Below are 16,391 nucleotides of genomic sequence, written 5' to 3'. Positions count from 1 at the left end.
CCCCTGACCGGCGGGGCGGGCGGGGGCGGCGCCGGTCAAGACTCGACCCATTGCACCGGAGCCACAGGGGGCACCAGCTCGGCGGGCGGAACGGCCGCCGCGAACCAAAGTGCCTCCGCCTTCGCTGCCGCCGGAAATGGCACCTACTTGCAAGGGGGCGCGCCAGCGTCATCTAGCGAAGGTTCGGGCGGCGGGGGCGGCTACTATGGTGGAGGCGGCGGCTCGTTGTGCTATGTGAGCGGCAACCAGTACAGCGAGTATATGGGCGGGGGTGGCGGGTCTTCATACGCGATTAGCACCGGCACTAACCCGCTACTGATGTCAGCCTCGGGCGGTTCACCTGCTAACTCAAGTAGCCCCGACTACCAGCCTGGGGTGGGCCTCGGCGGCGCGAACAACAGCCTGAACGGAACGAACGGCGGCAACGGACTCATCGTCGTATCGTTTCAGTGATGGCACCCGGGTCTGATTGAGTACTTCCGGAACGCCTGGTTGCGCCATTCAGCGATAGAGCTGGTGCCCGAGGGCGCTCTCCTGAATCCTTTGCGAAACTCCGGGTGCTATACGAGGGTCTACCCCCACTTCTAAGCCACCATGAAACGCAACCCCCTCGTCACCGCCGTAAGGCTCCCAATCGTTTTGGCCTTGGCCTTGGCTGCTTCGGTGGCCGTGGCGGGTCAGCCGTACTCATTGCGAGTGCCGTTCAAAGGGCTGGTCGCTTCTGGGGCGCCCGCTCCTTCTTCTACTCCTACTACCTGGGGTTGGTATAACAAAGGCACGTTACAGTCCGACCAGCTAACTTGGAACTCCCCCAATAACCAGGTCTACAACGAAATTATCGCGAATCAGGGGCATAACTCTGGCAAGTGGTATTTCGAAGTAACCTTGGACGCGATGAGCACCAACAACGTCCCCGAAATTGGGGTAATCCCTGTTTCATCGCAGCCTGGCGGGTGGAATCGAACTGGGGACGCTGCCATATTTGCTTACCCAGGAGGCGCCATTGTGCGCAATAACACCGAATACCTGCCGGTAGCCGGGGCCAGTAAAGGGACAGTAGGTGTCGCAGTGGATTTGGACAAGAACACGGTCGACTTTTACGTCAACTGCAAGCTACAAAACAGTCCGTCGTTTTCCATGACAGGTGCATTTAACCCGGGTACCACGGTGTACCCGTTCACAACTGTTTTCGGCGCCACTACTGTGACTGCAAACTTTGGGCAAAGTGCGTTTGCCTGCACTCCTCCCGCTGGGTACCAGACTAACTGGTAAGGGACTCTGCTCGTGTTACGCGTTGGGGACTTTATACGCCCTACACCTATGCCCTAGCGACCCAAGGCTTGTCTCCAGGCGCAGGCCCTTCCAATGAGGCCGCGAAATTGAGCCGCAGCTTTTTCGCGGCTAGTCGCGAAAAACGCTGCGCTGAAACAGCTCGATGCTCGCACCGGGCTTGATACGGTAGAGCTGCCCCCGCTTGTGGCCCTTCGACTCCTCGAATGCGCCGGCCACCTCCTCCACAATCCCCCAGCTGCTCACCTTCCGGAAGAACGAGCTCTTGTCCAACGGCCGGCCCAGCACACTCTCGTAGGTCCGCTGCAATTCCGGCCGCGTGAACTCCGCCGGCATGAGGTAGAGCGGCAACGTTGAGTAACTCGACTTGCCGCGCACCCGCTCAACGGAATAGTCAACGATTTCGTTGTGGTCAAACGCAAGAGCTGGCAGCTCGTCCACTGGATAGAGCGCGATGTCCTTGCCATCCCCGAGAAACGCGTCCCTATGGACGAGCGCGTAATGCGCCACGCTCATTGACCAGCCGCGCGGGTCCCTGTCCGGTCCGGAGAACGTGTACAGCTGCTCGAGGTAGGGCGACGTAATACCCGTCTTGTCGAGCAGCACCCGAGTCGCTGCAGCGAACGTCGACGCGTCCTCTTCGTCGTGAATGTACCCGCCCGGCAGCGCCAGTTCCCCCTTGAACGGCTCCCTCGGGCGCCTCTGCAGAACGACCTGCAACCGGTCTTCCATCAACGTCAGAAGGACCACATCAACCGTGGTTATCAACTTGCTCATAATTTTTTCTCCAGGCTTAGTTGCATTTTACCACAAAGGTCACTACACTCCGCACATACCTTAGTGGCAACATACTACTAAGCCACACACGAGGCGTCAGCCTAGCTACGGTTCACAAGGAGAACAAGTATGAAGACCAAGATTCACCTGCTGCTCATCGACCCCCAGAACGACTTCATGGACATCAAGGGCGCGGCCCTTCCGGTGCCCGGCGCCGACGCTGACATGAAGCGCGTTGCGGCTCTCATCGACCGCCTCGGTTCGAAGCTCGACGACATCCACGTCACGCTGGATTCGCACAACCCGGTCGACATCGCACACCCCTCGTGGTGGGTCACCGAAAAGGGCGAGTCGCCGGCGCCGTTCACCAGCATCTCCGCCGCCGACGTCCAGAACGGCGTATGGCGCGCCCGCAACCCGCTCGCGCAGGCGCACAGCCTCAAGTACGTTCAGGCGCTCGAAGCTAACCAGCGCTACCAGCTGCTCATCTGGCCGGAACACTGCCTAATCGGCAGCTGGGGGCACAACGTGCACGCGGATGTCTTCGCGTCGCTCGGCGAGTGGGCGCGCAACAAGCAGGCCGTCGTCGACTTCGTCACGAAGGGTAGCAACCCGCTGACCGAACACTACTCGGCAGTGCAGGCAGAAGTGCCGGACGCCTCCGACCCGTCGACGACGCTCAACAGCCGACTCGTGAAGACGCTCGAGGCCGCCGACATGGTGCTCATCGCCGGCGAAGCGTTGTCCCACTGCGTGGCGAGCACCGTGCGCGACATCGCGGACAACTTCGGCGACGACAGCATCAAGAAACTCGTGCTCCTTACCGACTGTGCAAGTTCCGTTCAAGGCTTCGAGGGTCTGGGCCAGCTGTTCATCACGGACCTCTGCGCGCGCGGTATGCAAGTGACGACGTCGGTCGACTTCCTCGCGTAACCCCGACACGGGCACGGCCTCTCCCGGGCCGTGCCACTCCCGAATCACCGCACACGCGCCACCACTCACGAATACCGGAGAAAAAGATGGAACTGTTCAAAGACGACATGCAGACCGGCCAGGTCACGAACTTCGCTTTCTCGGGCGTACGACCCGAAAAATTAGGCTCAACCGCATACACCCTCGCGTCCATCGTCATGGATGTCACGGGGAGTGTCGAAGACTTCGCGCCGGCGTTGCTCGAAGCCAAGAAGACCATCATTCAGGCATGCCGCAAGAACCCGCGCGCCGAATTTCTGATGGTTCGCGACGTCGAGTTCAACACCGCGCCCAAGGAAGTGCACGGCTTCATGGACCTGCAGCGCATCGACGAGAACCAGTATCAACTGCCCGACTGCCGGGGCATGACCGCGCTCTACGATGCGACATACTCTGCGATTGCGGCGACGAACGAGTACGGCCGCATCCTCTCGGAAAACGACTTCAACGTGAACGGCGTGGTGTTCGTTGTCACCGACGGCGGCGACAACGCTTCGGCCCAGACGGTGACCAGCATCCGCAAGGAACTCACGCGCGGCATCCACAACGAATGGATTGAATCGCTGTCGGTCGTGCTCATCGGCATCAACGCCGCGCAATATCGCGCCGCCCACGAAGCTTTCTGCCGCGATGCGAACCTGTCCCAGTACGTCGACGCAGGTGACGCAACGCCGCAACGCCTGGCCAAGCTGGCAGATTTCGTGAGCCGCTCCATCTCGTCGTCCTCGCAAGCTCTGGGCACCGGTGGGCCGAGCCAGCCGCTCTCGTTCTGAGCACGTTGCCCAGCAATGCCTACTTCATCACGACCCGGAGCTGCTCCTTGAACATCGACCACTTCTTCACCACGGGGCAGGAGCACGTGCGCCAAGGCACCGGTTGCGAAGACTATGCCCTGTCAGGCATGTCAGACGACAGCGCACGCGTCTTCGCGGTGCTGTCTGACGGCTGCGGCGGCGCAAACGCGAACACCGATGTGGGCGCGCGCGCCATCTGCTTCGCCTTCGAGGAAACGATGCGTGCCCGCCTCGCCCGAGCCGGCGACTGGTTCGACGAAGCTTTCCTCGAGGAGATGAAGGCGGCATTCGCCTTGCGCTTCTCGATGTCCCCCTCGCCCCAGGACTACCTTGCGACGCTCGTCGGCCTTGTTGCGTCGCCGGAGACCGCTACCGTCGTCACTTTCGGCGACGGTGCCCATCTGGTGCGCTATGCCGACAAGCGGTATCGCCTGCAGTGGCTGGAATGGGCAGGTAACGCCCCGTTCTATCTGAACTACCTCTGCCGACCAGGACACTTCGACCGGTGGGCTTCAGAATTCTCGGCGGCGGGCCGCGACAGCGCTGCGGTTGAGTGCTGGTCAGTATTCGAAGAGACGGCCACGGGCGAGCTCGCTCTGCTCGAGGAAGGCTCCCGCGAAAGGAGCCTCGCCGAGCTCATGGGCGGCCATCAGGTCTCGTACCGGCCGCAGGACGAAGGAATCGACGGGGTGACCATTTTCACGGACGGCATTTTCCGGGTCAGCGACGTGGCGGCGCGCAACGCCGCGCGCGAGTTCACTGCGTACAAGAACTTCGCCGGCGCGTTCGTCAAACGACGGATGATTTCGGCCCTCGACAAATTTGCCAAGACCGGCAACAAGCCGCAGGACGACCTCGCGGTCGCCACTGCCTGGTTTGCTCAAACCTGAGAACTATCATGGCGGCGCGCACCAAGATTTTCATTCCCGGCAAAGGCGAATTCACGCTGACCGAAGCTGACCACGTCGCTTCGGGTGGTGAAGGCGCCGTCTATGTGAAGAAGGGATATGCCATCAAGCTGTTCTTCGACCCGGCGAAGGCGCAGCAGCACGGCATGGAATCCAAGATTTCCCAGCTGTCCGCAATCCAGCATCCCTTCATCGTCGCCCCGCTCGGCCCCGTCTATGACCAGGCGCAGACCTTCATTGGCTACTACATGCCGATGGCTAAGGGCGAGCCGCTCGTCAAGACGTTCACGAACTCGTGGCGCGATGCAAACCGCTTCGAGGACACGCAAGCCGTCGAGCTCGTCGGCAACATGCGCGACGCCGTGCGCGCCGCCCACTCTCTCGGCGCGCTGCTCGTCGACGGAAACGAGATGAACTATCTGGCCGAGGGCGTCCAGCCGCGCATCATCGACGTGGACAGCTGGCAGATTGGCAAGCACAAGGCGACCGCCTTGATGCCGTCGATTCGCGACTATCATACGCCGACCTTCAATCAGGGCAGTGACTGGTTCGGATGGGGCGTTGTGTCCTTCCAGGTGCTCACCGGTATTCACCCGTTCAAGGGAACACATCCCGACTTCAAGAAGGCCGACCTCGTGGGCCGGATGCAGGCGAATGCCTCGGTGTTCGACCCGAAGGTCAAGCTCAACTCGGCGGTTCGCGACCTGAACCGCATCCCCGGTGCTCTGAAAGACTGGTACCGCGATGTGTTCGAAAAAGGCGTGCGTACCGCGCCGCCGGCCTCGTTCGTCGCAACGGTCAGCGCAACGGCGCCGCGAACCACGCGCGTTGTGCAATCGGCGTCGGGTAGCGTGCGCCACGAAAAACTCGTGAGCCTGCCGGGGCGCATCCGTCATGTGTCGGGCGCGGGCGTGGCGTTCTATGATGGTGCCGCCGGCATGGAAGCTTTCGACCTCCAGCGGCGCGCGCGCATCGTGGGACTTGACGACCAGAAGATTGCGGCGCTGTTTTCCAATCAGGCCTGTCTCGTGCGGCACGGTCTCTCGCATGTGTTTCTCGCGCGCGCCGGTGACCAAATCACGGGCGAGCTGCTTTGCGTCGCGGGCGACCCGCTGCCGGCCGTCACGGCGTTGCCGCCGCTCGCACTCGCGGCCAACCGCCTGGTGGTCATTGACGGTAGACCGTTCGCACTCAATCCCGGTACCGAACAGGGCCTCATCGAGCTTGCGGTGGATACGCTCGGACCTCGCGTGATTGCGACGGTCAAAGCCGTGTGGCCCGTGCCCGTGCAATCGACTCGCTTCTACGACGGCGTGGCTATCATGGATTGCCTTGGCAAGCCCTTCCTCGTGGTTCCGGAGGGCAACGCGGTGCACATCAACCGGTGCCCTGCGCTCGCCTCCTACCGCCCTATCAGCGCGTTCGCACGGCGAGCGGGGTTTGTGCTCGTAGAAGCGCTCTCGACACGCGACGGCCAGATGTACCGGCTCGAGCTTCGCCTGAACGGCGTGCAATACGACATCGCGCGCGAGGACGTCATCGATTCGCCCGGCATGAGCACCGCCATAAACGCCAAGGGCATCCTGGTCGCGGTGTTTGACGACGGCGAGGTGACGGTTGCGAATACGCTCGGCGCCGGCCAGCGAGTCGTACCCGATGGGAGTGTCACGAAGGACATGGCGCTCTTCGCTCTGCCGGACGGAGTCGCATATTTCCGTGACGACACCGTGTACCGCTTGTCATTGGCCTGACGCCTGAAGCACGTCCTCGAGCTCCTATACGGGGTACCGTAGTGCAATCCTTGAGGACAAAATCATGACTATCTCGGCCGCCGAGCGCAGCACCCTTCAGCAAGAACTCAGCAACCCCGCCTTGCGCGACTACACGGTTGTGCAGCAGGCTCTCGCCGACCTCGACAAAGGACACCTGACTGCCGCGATGGCGCGCCTGTCGGTCGAGAACGATAAGTTCGTCCGCGTCGCGCCGGATTTATACTGGCTCGTGAAACGTTGGACCGACGTCCTCTGAGTGAACTTCGTGCACTGGATGGTCGCGTGATTTAACGGCCCTCACCGCACCGAGCAGGTGTCGCTGAGGACTAGGCCCAGCGAACAGACGGCCCCCTTGCTTCCAAACCGTCCACGCTTCGGCGTCGGACGGTTTTTGCTTTGAATCGCAAGGATACGCGCGGCTGGTCGCTGCGGCGTTGGGAACTCGAGTGCAATAAGTGCGCGGGATGACCTGCTACCAGCCCCACCGTCCCGCAGGGTCCTCCGCCAAGAAAAACGGACCCGTAAAAGCACGGGTCCGTTTCGAAATCACACCTCTGACTGCTAGACCGACCAAGGCTGTCAGCAATCAACGAACGTCACAAAGTACATGTGGCAGTCATCGCGGGAGCTTTCGGCCTGCACCGGGTATTGCGGGTTCTTCACCAGCCACTCAGTAACCTGCTCTTCGGTTCCGCGAAAAATTACACCGTTCGTGTGGTGGTCGCACACAATGTGCGGTCGACGCTCTCTTGCTGAACGGCGCGTCACGCGATAATACCGGCTATCCGTTTGGGATTCGAATTCGTGCTTCCAGATGCAGAACTGGTTATCCCCTGGCGCGCGCTTCTTCGACGGGTCCGCCGGGTCAACAAACACGGCATAGCAGCGGTTTCCTTTCTCCGGGAGTTCCGGGAATTCTTCGACTCGACAGAGGTTGAGCGCGTCGAATTGCACGCTCTCCGCGAGAATGACGTCGCCAACGCGAACGTCGTTGATGTCCACAAGCGCTTCGCCCATGAGCCAGCCGGCGAAGTCTTTAGTCCCGCCAGCACGCCATGACGTCAGCGGGCTTCCGGGCTGTGGCTGCAGAGTCTTCATTTGGTTTTGTCCTTTGAGTTTTAGGGGCCTTGTTGCGAGTAGTCTAGGTACCGCTCCCTTTCTAGACAAGCTGACGGTGTCACACCGGGCGCGCAATCTTCCGGGGGTCACTCCAGGCCAACGTTGCGTGCAGCTTTACGGACGAATACATTGGAGTCATGGCGGCGGTGAGTGCGTAAGCGCCGTCGTGAGCAACGGCAGCCGTTCGCTTTCCAGGTGGACGGGCGGCGGCGGAGCCGAGCGACGAGGCCGCCCGCACGATGAAGTCGGTTCGGTTTCTCAAATAAGCTTCGCTCCGGACGACAACCCCTTCGGCAACACGCGTCAGAGGTTATACCCTACGTTCCCCTTGTGAGGTATAACCGCTCATTCACAGCGCTGGCCGGGGGCAGCGGCTACCCGGGCTGCTGCAACGATACGACTCAGTGCCGCACGATAAGGGGCTACCTGCTGTACGATTTGCGCCCCTTCCAGCGGGGTGCGGCTCGAGGCGTACCGACACCACTCCAGCACGACGAATCCCTTCGAAGCGGACAAACCGCGCGGAGCCCAAATGCGGCAGAGTGTGCAGTTCGGTGATGAGGTAGATTTTGAAATCTCGTGGGAGCGCGTAAAAGGTCTTCAGCGCTCGACGACCAAGGTCGCCCCTAACTATCTCATCCAGGACGTCGGTCGAATATGCCTCCAAAGTTGCACGACGCTGCATCACGAATAGCTGGATATGCATTTGAAAACCGCCAGGTGCGGGGACAGGCTACCCGCACAAAAAACTGGTCGTAAAGCCGCGCTGCCGACCCCGTCAAGATAAAGCGTTGAGCGTAGCCAAAATCCTCTGCTTCCTCACAGGGCTTCCAGGCTGTCGACAGCCCTTGCACATCGGTGAACGTGCGTACTAGCTGGCACACCAGCGACAATACAAGGAGCACCAGCAAAGATGGAACAGCCGCAGCCAGCAGCAACGTACCAACCAAGAATAATACGTGACTGTTCCGGCCATTCAGGATGACGAATGCCCCTGCAAAGGCCATGCAGCATACCAACAAGAGGCACCCCGAAAACCAAAGGGGAACACGGGGGCGATTAAATAGCGTGAATCGAGAAGTCATTCCACGTGTAGCCAGCGTGTCAGGAAAGAAAAAGGGCGGCGCGTCTCCGCACCGCCCTGTCCCCTCCCTACCCTACCGCTCTTAGTGTTGCTTGACGCTGGCGGTGTTATTGTTGGCGGTCTGCGTCAGGTTGTTCGGCCTTTTCCCCGGATGGCCTTCATCAGCCCTCGGATGCTGTATTCGCATCCTCTTGGCTTGTTTGTATTGGTACGACGGAACGGATTCTCGACGGCCTCGGGGTCCCTGTATGTGGCTTGGCCCGCATTTCCCGGTATTTCATCCGCTGCAGTTGCGGCGACGGCTCACATCGCATCGGAAAGCACGGCGTGGCAATTCCCGGCATCGCCCGCTAACATCACTGCAAGTGAAAGGCGAAGGAGGTCCGCTGTGGAACTAGCAACGCTTGTCTTGCAGTTGGAAGCCTCAAATAGGGCAGTGGCGGAGAGCCTTACCAGTTCGTTACACAGGGAGCTCGAGCGTGGAGCGCTCTGGCTGACATCCTCCTCCCCGTGAACGGGGAGGGTTCCTCGCCAAACTTCCCGGGGCTGCGGCGAGTCTGTAAAAGCCCTCGACGCTCAGACCGGATAGACGCGGACTGCATAGCGAACCGCTCTGACGGGCTGCGAAGTCAGCCCGTGCTCAGGCAACTACCTAGCCTTCGCGTTGCAGCTTGGTTTCGTACCAGCCCGCTACAAGCAGCGGTGATGCGAGCTCTCGCCATGCTTTTTCGAGCATGGACGGCTGGTACGTGATTCCTTCAGTATTTCGAGCGAGAAACGCGCTGTAAATGTCGCGTTGCGCTCTGCCACGACCGTCTCCAAACACGTGCCAGCGTTCTGACAGCTTCTTTTTCGTGAACGTGTCCGTAGAGTGGTCGTATTGGCTCGTCTTCAGCCTGTACACGTCGATGATATCCCGCTGGCCGCCAGCTCTTTCAGCCTTGCGTTCCAGCATGTCCATGAAGAGTCCAGGCGCCCGGACCGCAATGCTGCGGCCGAAACGACGTTGCAATGCCAACGGCGATACGCCGTCGTCCTTCCAGATTCTTGCCCTGCCCAGCAGGAAGTTAATGAGCGCGCCGTGCGCATTTTTACGCACGGCGGCCTCATAGCGAAGCATCTCCGCGAGTTGCCGCTCGGTCGCGCGCATCGCCGGCGACTTCTTCCACGTCCGTCGGCCCTTCTTGACGCGGCCGTCCTCGTGGTAGTTGTCGGGATTGCTGGCGCGGCGCTGCCGGTCGAGCTTTCGGCGCAGCACGCGAATGGCCGCGTGCGGACGTTCGACCTCATCGGCGAACCGCTCATTGCCGGCCTCGACGGCGGTGCACCACGCAATTTTCGAGGGACCGATATCCAGACCGCCGACGCTGTTCTCGGGCGCGAGTCGCTTCGCGACGCTCGCCTTGATGGGCGTCCTGCCGTCCTGCACGAGCTGCAGGAACCAGCGCCGCTCGCCCTTGATGTTGCGCCACACGATGCGGCAATACTTTGTTTTGAACTGCAGGGCGGCTGCGAGCCATTCGTCTTTCTGGAGGTTCGGCAGTTGCACCGGAATCTGCCAGCCGTGCTCGACCTGGAGCGCCTGATTTTCGGCCTTCCACCGGAGCATACCCTTGTGGTTCTTCCCCTCAAGGCTATGGAGCGGACGCCGCAGCCCCTTGAAGCGCGGGCGGCCGCGCTTCCCGAACACGTATTGTTCAAGCGCCTTGAACACCCGCGTCCCGATGGCCTGCGTTTCATGCGCACCGATGCGCGAGCTGAAGCCCGCTGCATTCTTGTGGCGGATGGCGAGTCCCGTGAACGAGAAATCTGTAAAGCCGTGGGCTGTGCGTACGGCGCTGAATGCCTCGTTTCTCGCGGCCCCCTTCTTCATTCGCCGCGCGGCGCCCCAGCGCGGGTCCGCGCGCAGCGCTTCGACGATGGCTAGCCCGTCGGCCAGCACCGGGTTGTAAATGCGAGTCCCGCAAAGAAACCGGTCGGCGAGCCTACGCTCGTCGCTCTGGGAAGGCGACAGCAGCAGGTCGACAACGAAGGAAGGTTTCTCTTTGCAGGCCATCAGAGTTTGAAAAGCCGGAATGTGTTAAGTTTACCCTGACTTTCGCCGTCACACCAAGCCTAGCGAAAGAAGTTCGAGGTTTCGCTAACCCCGCCATGAATGACGGGGCTTGCGCGAAACGATGCATGGGTCAATGTTGAGCGCGAAGACATTCGGTCCGGTTCCCGCGCATCCGCAGGGTCAGTGCTCATCACGGAGTTCCCGGCCTCCGCTTGGCGCGAGTTAGCGCATGCGGTGTACGGCTGGCTTGTGCGCAATCAGGTGTCGGCGGCGCGGGTCATCATCGGTTACGGAGGGGCAGTCTCTGCATCAACATGCACGGCCGCACACGTCGTTCAAATTGTCCAGCGCGCGCTTTCCAATCGACCACGGTTCGTCTAGGGCCGTTGCACTTTAACGCCGCACCGTCAAAAAGAACAGGGGCCCTGTGAGAGGCCCCCGGAATCAAACACGTATTGACGACGTTTCGTTACTTCTCCAGTTTCTGGTCGTCCTCAGTCGGATACTTCACCTGACCGAAGCGAATCAGCAGCACACCTAGTGCAAGCATCAGAATCGCACCCGCTATCGCGAGCATGTGATTTCCCGACGCACTACCATTTCCCAGTATCAGCTCGCGAGCGAGCGCGACCATGGCAATGTACAGCGGAAAGCGCACCGGCAGTTGCCCGGCCTTGAAATACTGGCCGACCATGGCGAGCACCTCCAGATAAAGGAACATGAGCAGCAGGTCCGTCAGCGTGACATGGCAGCTCAAGACCATTGTCTTTACCTCATCCCCCATCGCTACAAACGTTGCGATGGCGACTACCACCAGGCCAATGAGTTCAGCGAAGTGCAGGTACTTGTAAAATCGGCGTCGCATCTCCAGTACGGAGTCAGGCGTTGTGAGCATCGTCGTTTCCTCGTCTAATGTTGCGTTGCAAAATTGTCTAGGTACTGTAGGTACATTCGCATCGAGGTCGTCGAAAGTCTCGGACTCTCAGTGGACAAGGCCCAGCGACGCTTTTGCAATACCCACGCTCCCGCAGCAGTGAGCAAATTGAACGGAGGGAAGACCGGCTGACGGGAGAAACGGTGTGAGAAAAACCGCAAGCGAGTGCCACGCGGTCACGCAGGTCGACGATGAAGACGCTTCGGCCCTGTGAACGAACAGGCGCGAGCGCCAACGGCGGTAGTCGCCACCTCTAACAACCCGGCGAACTGACCGCTGCGTATGCCGACAGTACCGAATCACGGGGACGAACGCCCGTCGAAGCGATTTTTTTGGCTACACGCCAAAGGACCGCAAGGTGTCTTAACCGAAGAGGAAGAAATTAACATGGCAGAAGAACAAAAGTCGGCAGTCGAGTCGTTGCAGGAAAAGTTCATCGAGGAAGTGAATGCGAAAGGCATCGCACACACTCTGGAGTGGATTGGCGGCTGGTACACCTCGGATGCTCGACGACGAAATGAAACGCGCGCTTGGCGAGCACATCAACGACAGGGAAGCGCGTCGGCTCTATCTGACGGACCGGTTGCTTTCCGCCGCACGCCGCGTGGGCAACTACTCCACTTCACCGGGTGCCAACCTGATGCGCGAAGCAGAAGCTGCGGTCGCCGCCCGCGCAGCCGAACGCCAGCTCGGCAGCCATCAGGACGCTTCGTGGAACGCATTTCGAGCTCGCGTCGACGCTAATGTCGACGCGAAGCAAAGCTGAACGACAAACAAACGCTTGTCTGGCTGATTCTATCCGCGCTCTCGGGCGCGGATTTCTTTTGTTGCGGCGGCTCTTGGGCAGAGTCCGAATCGAGCCAATATTCCAGCGCGGGCCTTGCGTGACAACGGCCGGGCCGGTGTGTCGTGGCTATCTAGCCACAAGTCTGCTGCTGCCGAACCGGCGCGGTTTCGACGTCGCGCTCGTGGTCCGCGAGTTCTTTGCCATGCCGACAAATCGACAGGACCGCCTCCCGCAGCAACCGGCTCGCTGATTTTTTAAAGAGAACGATAGAGCTACCGCAAAGAAGGCAAACGCGCGTTGCGTCGACAGGCGTTCCACAGCTTGTAGGCTCGTGAACGCATCCAGCTACGAGCCATCCGGCCGCAAACACAGACGACGAAATACGGCCCGTCCGTCACACGCGAGTCCCTGTAGCGGGTCGCCCATTGCGGCGCGCGGCCGCAGTCACAGCGCGTAAGTCGGGGGCGCGGCTTTCCATCGGCGCAGTCGTCCGGTTCGTTAGGTCGGTCGAGGTCTGGGTTTACTTCACTCTTAGGCTGGCGGGCGGTCATCAGGCGGCGTCCTTTCCATATTTCCGGAAGCGCTTTGCGACATATTCCGCGTGGCCCGGCGCGAGCCCGTCACGCAACTCCGCCCAAACCATCAACAGCCGCATGTCAGGGAACGTCTTGAAAAACTGCCTGGCGCGCAGCTTCGTGTCGTCCGCAAAGGACTCCCACTTCCTGCCCGCTGTCAGCGCTTGCGGAAGATTGGCAATCTCGCCAGCGGCCATCAGTTCGGCCACGTGTCGGGTCCCCCGCCGGTTCCAAATCGAGGAATTACGCACTTTCCAGTTTTCCAGGCCAGCGGAGAGTTCCTCGTCACTCGACGACATGTCTAGGTGCGGTGCCACGCGAAACGTCCTGTACACGAGCACGCCAGCGACGTCCACGCTCCGCTTGAGAAGAGAGGCCATTGTCCACGCCTGTTCGTGCCGACGCGCGAGTGCCAACGCGAAAGTCAGCTCGCGGATTCGCCATGCAATATAAGCTTCGTCGTAGTCCGCCTCACCGTATCGGGCTTCAGCTTCCCGGAACCGGGCGCGCAGTCCGCGCAAACCTTGCAGCCCCACTAAGGCCTCGTCAACGACCTCCTCCACACGGCTGCGCGCAACGGCCACCGCGAGTTTTGTTTTGCTGCTTCCATCTCGTCTTCGGTCGTTATCGCGAGCCCCGCGACCACCGCGTCACGGAGCCGCTGCTCGACTTTGAATTGGCCGTCGGATATCGCCGTCAACAGGAAATCCATTTCGGCAAGTCGTCGGCGCGTGCGCTCGAACGCGCTCGCATCCGGCCGCAACGGCGGTCGCTCTGCTCTCAGAGAGCGGATTGCGAACTCGCCGGGGATGCTCGATACTTCAACGGTCGTTAGAAGGGCCTTGTGCTGCTCAAATAATCTCGGTGCCGCGAGTGCTGCACTGTAGCCGTTCCAATCTGCGAAGCCCGCGCATTCCGACAGCACTTCGAGCAGTTCTGAGCACGTGAGCTCACTCGTTGGCTTGTCGAGTGCAGCGAGAGCGCGGCGGAGCGAAGCAGCGGACGTAGTGACGCCCTTGGTGGTTTGAAGCATGTCCAGTTCCAGAAAACGGCCTCGCCGACGAGATGCGCCAGCGTCTTGCTGGTAGTTGTTCACATTACTGTTGCGAGGACCGAAAGCCGGAGCCAAACAGACATCTCACATGGAATGCAAACTGCTCTTCACCAGACCGGAAATCGGCGTGAACGGCGGGCGGCAGTTGCCTTGCCGGAATTGTAAAGGCATGCTCGCCTTCTGTCGAGAGGGAGGCCGCTGCTTCGCCTGCCAGACACTATACATTCCAGATGGTGCGTTTTAACAAACCGAGGCGCGCATCAGTTGATGCCGCATCGACTTCAGGACACTTATACAGGAGCAGCAATGGACGATTTGAAGATGCACGCGGATTCGCACAAGAAAGGTGTTTTCGGGGCAGTCAATGCGGAAGGTGAACCGATGTTCGAGTTCTTCGCTGACACCGCTTACTCGGTGCGTTCGGCATATGTCCGCGCCATGCCCCATACGTGGAGTGCGGCGGAGGCGAACGGGGTGCAGGTGCTCGAGTATGCGCCGGTCGCGCGCGTCGTCAAGAGCGCCGAGCCAGTCGCGCAGGTCGACGAGGTGTTGCCCTTCATCCCCAAAACCGCCGCGCATTGGTGCTTGTACAGCGGCCCGGACGGTGAAGATGCGGCGCTGAAACTGGGCCTTCAGTTGTCGAGTCTCATCCGGCAAGAAGCCGTCCACGCGCTCTCACCGGAGAACCCGCCTCGCAAGCAGGCTGTCTCGCGCATCGTCAGCGAGATGAAAAGAGTAATGGAAGGCTTTGCCAATCAGGGCGCCGTAGACAGCGAGCCCGTGGACATTGTGGTCAGAATTGTCCAGGATGTCTTCCGGCCCGATTACAGCAGGTGGTAACCGTAGGAAAAGAACCGTTGATTTGAGCAGCTCTCTGATTTTTCAGAGAGCTGCTTTCTTATGCGGAGCGCCTGTCGCAGCGTTCCTTTCATCAAGCAGGTAAGGCCCTCGGTATCGCTACACGATTCAAGTCAAGGACCACCTGGCGGAGCCAACACGGGAAAAGTGGGCAGCCCTTCGGCGCCCAGAGTTGAGGCAGGTCACGCTTGACAGCCTCGAAGCTGAGGTCAAGCGCAAATTCATTGTCGGTTTTACCGGGTCGTGAACCCGGATAGGAGAAACGGATGTCGCAAGTTCAGTTCGCGCGCGAGCAGTTGACGCGCTCCGCGCTCTTGACACGGATGGTTTCCGAGTCAGTGCAACACGTCAGCCAGCCCGGCGACGATATCGCGAGTCTGACCGCACGGTATGTCGAAGCGTACGGCCGCATGGACGACGCAGCGTTGGTCAGTGAGTACAAGTACCAGACGGGCAAGCGCGTTGCTCTAGTCGCGATATAGCGGTCAGCGCGCGCTGAATCGCTCGTGTGAGCGCCGGCATCAGATGCAAACTGCCGACTGTCACGCGGACAGGATGTCTGTCCCACTTAGTCTTCACCATTCTTAATTCACCGGACGACCAGCTCAGGCTGCTTGTCCGGCTTTTCATATTTCCGCCCTGGACAAGTCCCGTCTGCTATATTATTCGTGGCCGAACCGTCGGCTTTTCAGGAGGACACTTTACAAATGAATTCGGAAACTCCGGGGTACCTGGACGTCGGGCGCACGCGTGTATCGACAGGCAAGCTCGTCGACGAGTGGACTTTCGTCTCACCGCTCCGTTCCAAGGGGGGACCAAACCTCACGGTTCAAGTGTCGATAAAGAAGACCGGCGCCGGTATCACTTTCACCGCCCATGGTAAATGTCTTCCCCAAGACATCGAGTCCACCGACATCGAGAAACTACGAGTCGCCGTCGAGCACGAACTGCGCTTTCAGCATGATGCGCTTACGGGCCTCAAATGGGTCGACTGGCTGGAAGTCGTGGTCGCAGGCGGGGGAATGTTTCGCAAAGACGGGGCAGAGCTCAAGTTCTCGTATAGCCGCATCAAGCGCGCGCAGGACCCCCATACCGGAGCCGCTCTAACGTTAAACTCGAACGGGCTGGTAGCCCCGTTTCCGCTTCCGAAAAAGGCGGGTGAGCTCGACGAAGGTGACACCGCTAGTGAGTGGAAGGGCCTGAATCGCAGAGAGCAGGAATACGAGTACTCGTATCTCCCCGCGACACCCGAGAACCTCGCGGCGCTGCAGAGCATCACCGACCGGATGACCGAGCTGCGCGCGCGGCTGTCCGAGTTCCTCCGCCAGGACGCAATTCAGGCTTCACTCAAAAACCTGAGCAACGGCCTCGGGGCGCTACCCGACCTCACGCAAACAGGCAATTGATTTTC

At 60.4% G+C, this 16,391-nt stretch carries 16 protein-coding genes; 10 read left to right on the top strand and 6 right to left on the bottom strand.

Annotated features, from left to right (window positions below):
• Positions 1 to 594 precede the first annotated feature (594 nt).
• A complete protein-coding gene (locus tag F6X40_RS35965) occupies positions 595 to 1,272 on the top strand; it encodes an SPRY domain-containing protein (protein WP_187631148.1) in 678 nt (225 codons plus the stop codon).
• 129 nt (positions 1,273 to 1,401) lie between these two features.
• Here the strand turns inward: F6X40_RS35965 and F6X40_RS35960 are convergent, their stop codons facing one another.
• On the bottom strand, positions 1,402 to 2,067 hold the full coding sequence (locus tag F6X40_RS35960; protein WP_187631147.1) for an NUDIX hydrolase: 666 nt from the start codon (positions 2,065 to 2,067) through the stop codon (positions 1,402 to 1,404).
• A gap of 129 nt (positions 2,068 to 2,196) precedes the next feature.
• Here F6X40_RS35960 and F6X40_RS35955 point away from each other — a divergent pair, with 129 nt between their 5' ends.
• The 5 genes from F6X40_RS35955 to F6X40_RS35935 all read left to right on the top strand — a co-directional run bounded on the left by F6X40_RS35955 (position 2,197) and on the right by F6X40_RS35935 (position 6,769).
• Positions 2,197 to 3,000 (top strand): isochorismatase family protein, encoded by an 804-nt coding sequence (locus tag F6X40_RS35955; protein ID WP_187631146.1) that lies wholly within the window; start codon positions 2,197 to 2,199, stop codon positions 2,998 to 3,000.
• A 107-nt stretch (positions 3,001 to 3,107) separates the two neighbouring features.
• The gene (locus F6X40_RS35950; protein WP_187631145.1) at positions 3,108 to 3,812 is read left to right on the top strand and encodes a hypothetical protein; all 705 of its coding nucleotides are present in this window, start codon (positions 3,108 to 3,110) and stop codon (positions 3,810 to 3,812) included.
• Between the two features lie 47 nt (positions 3,813 to 3,859).
• Positions 3,860 to 4,723, top strand: a complete 864-nt coding sequence (locus F6X40_RS35945) for a protein phosphatase 2C domain-containing protein (RefSeq protein ID WP_187631144.1) — start codon at positions 3,860 to 3,862, stop codon at positions 4,721 to 4,723.
• Positions 4,724 to 4,731: 8 nt separating this feature from the next.
• The gene (locus F6X40_RS35940) at positions 4,732 to 6,492 is read left to right on the top strand and encodes a hypothetical protein (protein ID WP_187631143.1); all 1,761 of its coding nucleotides are present in this window, start codon (positions 4,732 to 4,734) and stop codon (positions 6,490 to 6,492) included.
• 64 nt (positions 6,493 to 6,556) lie between these two features.
• Positions 6,557 to 6,769: a hypothetical protein gene (locus tag F6X40_RS35935; RefSeq protein WP_187631142.1), complete on the top strand. Its 213-nt coding sequence runs from the start codon at positions 6,557 to 6,559 to the stop codon at positions 6,767 to 6,769.
• A 323-nt stretch (positions 6,770 to 7,092) separates the two neighbouring features.
• Here F6X40_RS35935 and F6X40_RS35930 read toward each other — a convergent pair whose 3' ends face one another.
• From F6X40_RS35930 to F6X40_RS35920, 3 genes are all read right to left on the bottom strand, one after another.
• Positions 7,093 to 7,611, bottom strand: coding sequence for a hypothetical protein (locus F6X40_RS35930; RefSeq protein WP_187631141.1), 519 nt, complete (start codon positions 7,609 to 7,611; stop codon positions 7,093 to 7,095).
• Positions 7,612 to 9,368: 1,757 nt separating this feature from the next.
• Complete coding sequence (locus F6X40_RS35925) at positions 9,369 to 10,772, bottom strand: transposase (RefSeq protein ID WP_187631140.1); 1,404 nt, start codon at positions 10,770 to 10,772, stop codon at positions 9,369 to 9,371.
• Positions 10,773 to 11,241: 469 nt separating this feature from the next.
• Entirely contained in the window at positions 11,242 to 11,667 is a 426-nt protein-coding gene (locus F6X40_RS35920; protein WP_222946261.1) for a phosphate-starvation-inducible protein PsiE, read from the bottom strand.
• 541 nt (positions 11,668 to 12,208) lie between these two features.
• Between F6X40_RS35920 and F6X40_RS35915 the strand changes: the two genes are divergently transcribed.
• A complete protein-coding gene (locus F6X40_RS35915) occupies positions 12,209 to 12,472 on the top strand; it encodes a hypothetical protein (protein WP_187631139.1) in 264 nt (87 codons plus the stop codon).
• 571 nt (positions 12,473 to 13,043) lie between these two features.
• On the opposite strand, the gene F6X40_RS35910 is transcribed toward F6X40_RS35915, so the two are convergent.
• Together F6X40_RS35910 and F6X40_RS35905 are read right to left on the bottom strand one after the other, a co-directional pair.
• Complete coding sequence (locus F6X40_RS35910) at positions 13,044 to 13,604, bottom strand: hypothetical protein (RefSeq protein WP_187631138.1); 561 nt, start codon at positions 13,602 to 13,604, stop codon at positions 13,044 to 13,046.
• Complete coding sequence (locus tag F6X40_RS35905; protein ID WP_187631137.1) at positions 13,604 to 14,101, bottom strand: hypothetical protein; 498 nt, start codon at positions 14,099 to 14,101, stop codon at positions 13,604 to 13,606. Before F6X40_RS35905 ends, F6X40_RS35910 begins: the two co-directional genes overlap by 1 nt.
• A gap of 327 nt (positions 14,102 to 14,428) precedes the next feature.
• On the opposite strand from F6X40_RS35905, the gene F6X40_RS35900 reads away from it, so the two are divergent.
• From F6X40_RS35900 to F6X40_RS35890, 3 genes are all read left to right on the top strand, one after another.
• Positions 14,429 to 14,962 carry a hypothetical protein gene (locus tag F6X40_RS35900; protein ID WP_187631136.1) on the top strand — a complete coding sequence of 178 codons (534 nt, stop codon included), beginning with the start codon at positions 14,429 to 14,431 and terminating at the stop codon, positions 14,960 to 14,962.
• Between the two features lie 284 nt (positions 14,963 to 15,246).
• Entirely contained in the window at positions 15,247 to 15,462 is a 216-nt protein-coding gene (locus F6X40_RS35895; protein ID WP_187631135.1) for a hypothetical protein, read from the top strand.
• Between the two features lie 225 nt (positions 15,463 to 15,687).
• Positions 15,688 to 16,386, top strand: coding sequence for a hypothetical protein (locus tag F6X40_RS35890; RefSeq protein WP_187631134.1), 699 nt, complete (start codon positions 15,688 to 15,690; stop codon positions 16,384 to 16,386).
• Positions 16,387 to 16,391 lie beyond the last annotated feature (5 nt).

It is taken from the genome of Paraburkholderia sp. UCT31 (genome assembly GCF_014397655.1).
In the GTDB taxonomy this organism is placed as follows: Bacteria; Pseudomonadota; Gammaproteobacteria; order Burkholderiales; family Burkholderiaceae; genus Paraburkholderia; species Paraburkholderia tuberum.
The sequence above is the reverse complement of the archived record's forward strand: the minus strand, read 5'-3'. Positions and strand labels throughout refer to the sequence as shown.

Coding starts and splice junctions, on each gene's coding strand:
- F6X40_RS35920 (WP_222946261.1), bottom strand. CDS start 11,667: ATGCTCACAACGCCTGACTCCGTACTGGAGATGCGACGCCGATTTTAC.
- F6X40_RS35930 (WP_187631141.1), bottom strand. CDS start 7,611: ATGAAGACTCTGCAGCCACAGCCCGGAAGCCCGCTGACGTCATGGCGT.
- F6X40_RS35915 (WP_187631139.1), top strand. CDS start 12,209: ATGCTCGACGACGAAATGAAACGCGCGCTTGGCGAGCACATCAACGAC.
- F6X40_RS35905 (WP_187631137.1), bottom strand. CDS start 14,101: ATGCTTCAAACCACCAAGGGCGTCACTACGTCCGCTGCTTCGCTCCGC.
- F6X40_RS35935 (WP_187631142.1), top strand. CDS start 6,557: ATGACTATCTCGGCCGCCGAGCGCAGCACCCTTCAGCAAGAACTCAGC.
- F6X40_RS35960 (WP_187631147.1), bottom strand. CDS start 2,067: ATGAGCAAGTTGATAACCACGGTTGATGTGGTCCTTCTGACGTTGATG.
- F6X40_RS35895 (WP_187631135.1), top strand. CDS start 15,247: ATGTCGCAAGTTCAGTTCGCGCGCGAGCAGTTGACGCGCTCCGCGCTC.
- F6X40_RS35890 (WP_187631134.1), top strand. CDS start 15,688: ATGAATTCGGAAACTCCGGGGTACCTGGACGTCGGGCGCACGCGTGTA.
- F6X40_RS35900 (WP_187631136.1), top strand. CDS start 14,429: ATGGACGATTTGAAGATGCACGCGGATTCGCACAAGAAAGGTGTTTTC.
- F6X40_RS35925 (WP_187631140.1), bottom strand. CDS start 10,772: ATGGCCTGCAAAGAGAAACCTTCCTTCGTTGTCGACCTGCTGCTGTCG.
- F6X40_RS35950 (WP_187631145.1), top strand. CDS start 3,108: ATGCAGACCGGCCAGGTCACGAACTTCGCTTTCTCGGGCGTACGACCC.
- F6X40_RS35965 (WP_187631148.1), top strand. CDS start 595: ATGAAACGCAACCCCCTCGTCACCGCCGTAAGGCTCCCAATCGTTTTG.
- F6X40_RS35940 (WP_187631143.1), top strand. CDS start 4,732: ATGGCGGCGCGCACCAAGATTTTCATTCCCGGCAAAGGCGAATTCACG.
- F6X40_RS35955 (WP_187631146.1), top strand. CDS start 2,197: ATGAAGACCAAGATTCACCTGCTGCTCATCGACCCCCAGAACGACTTC.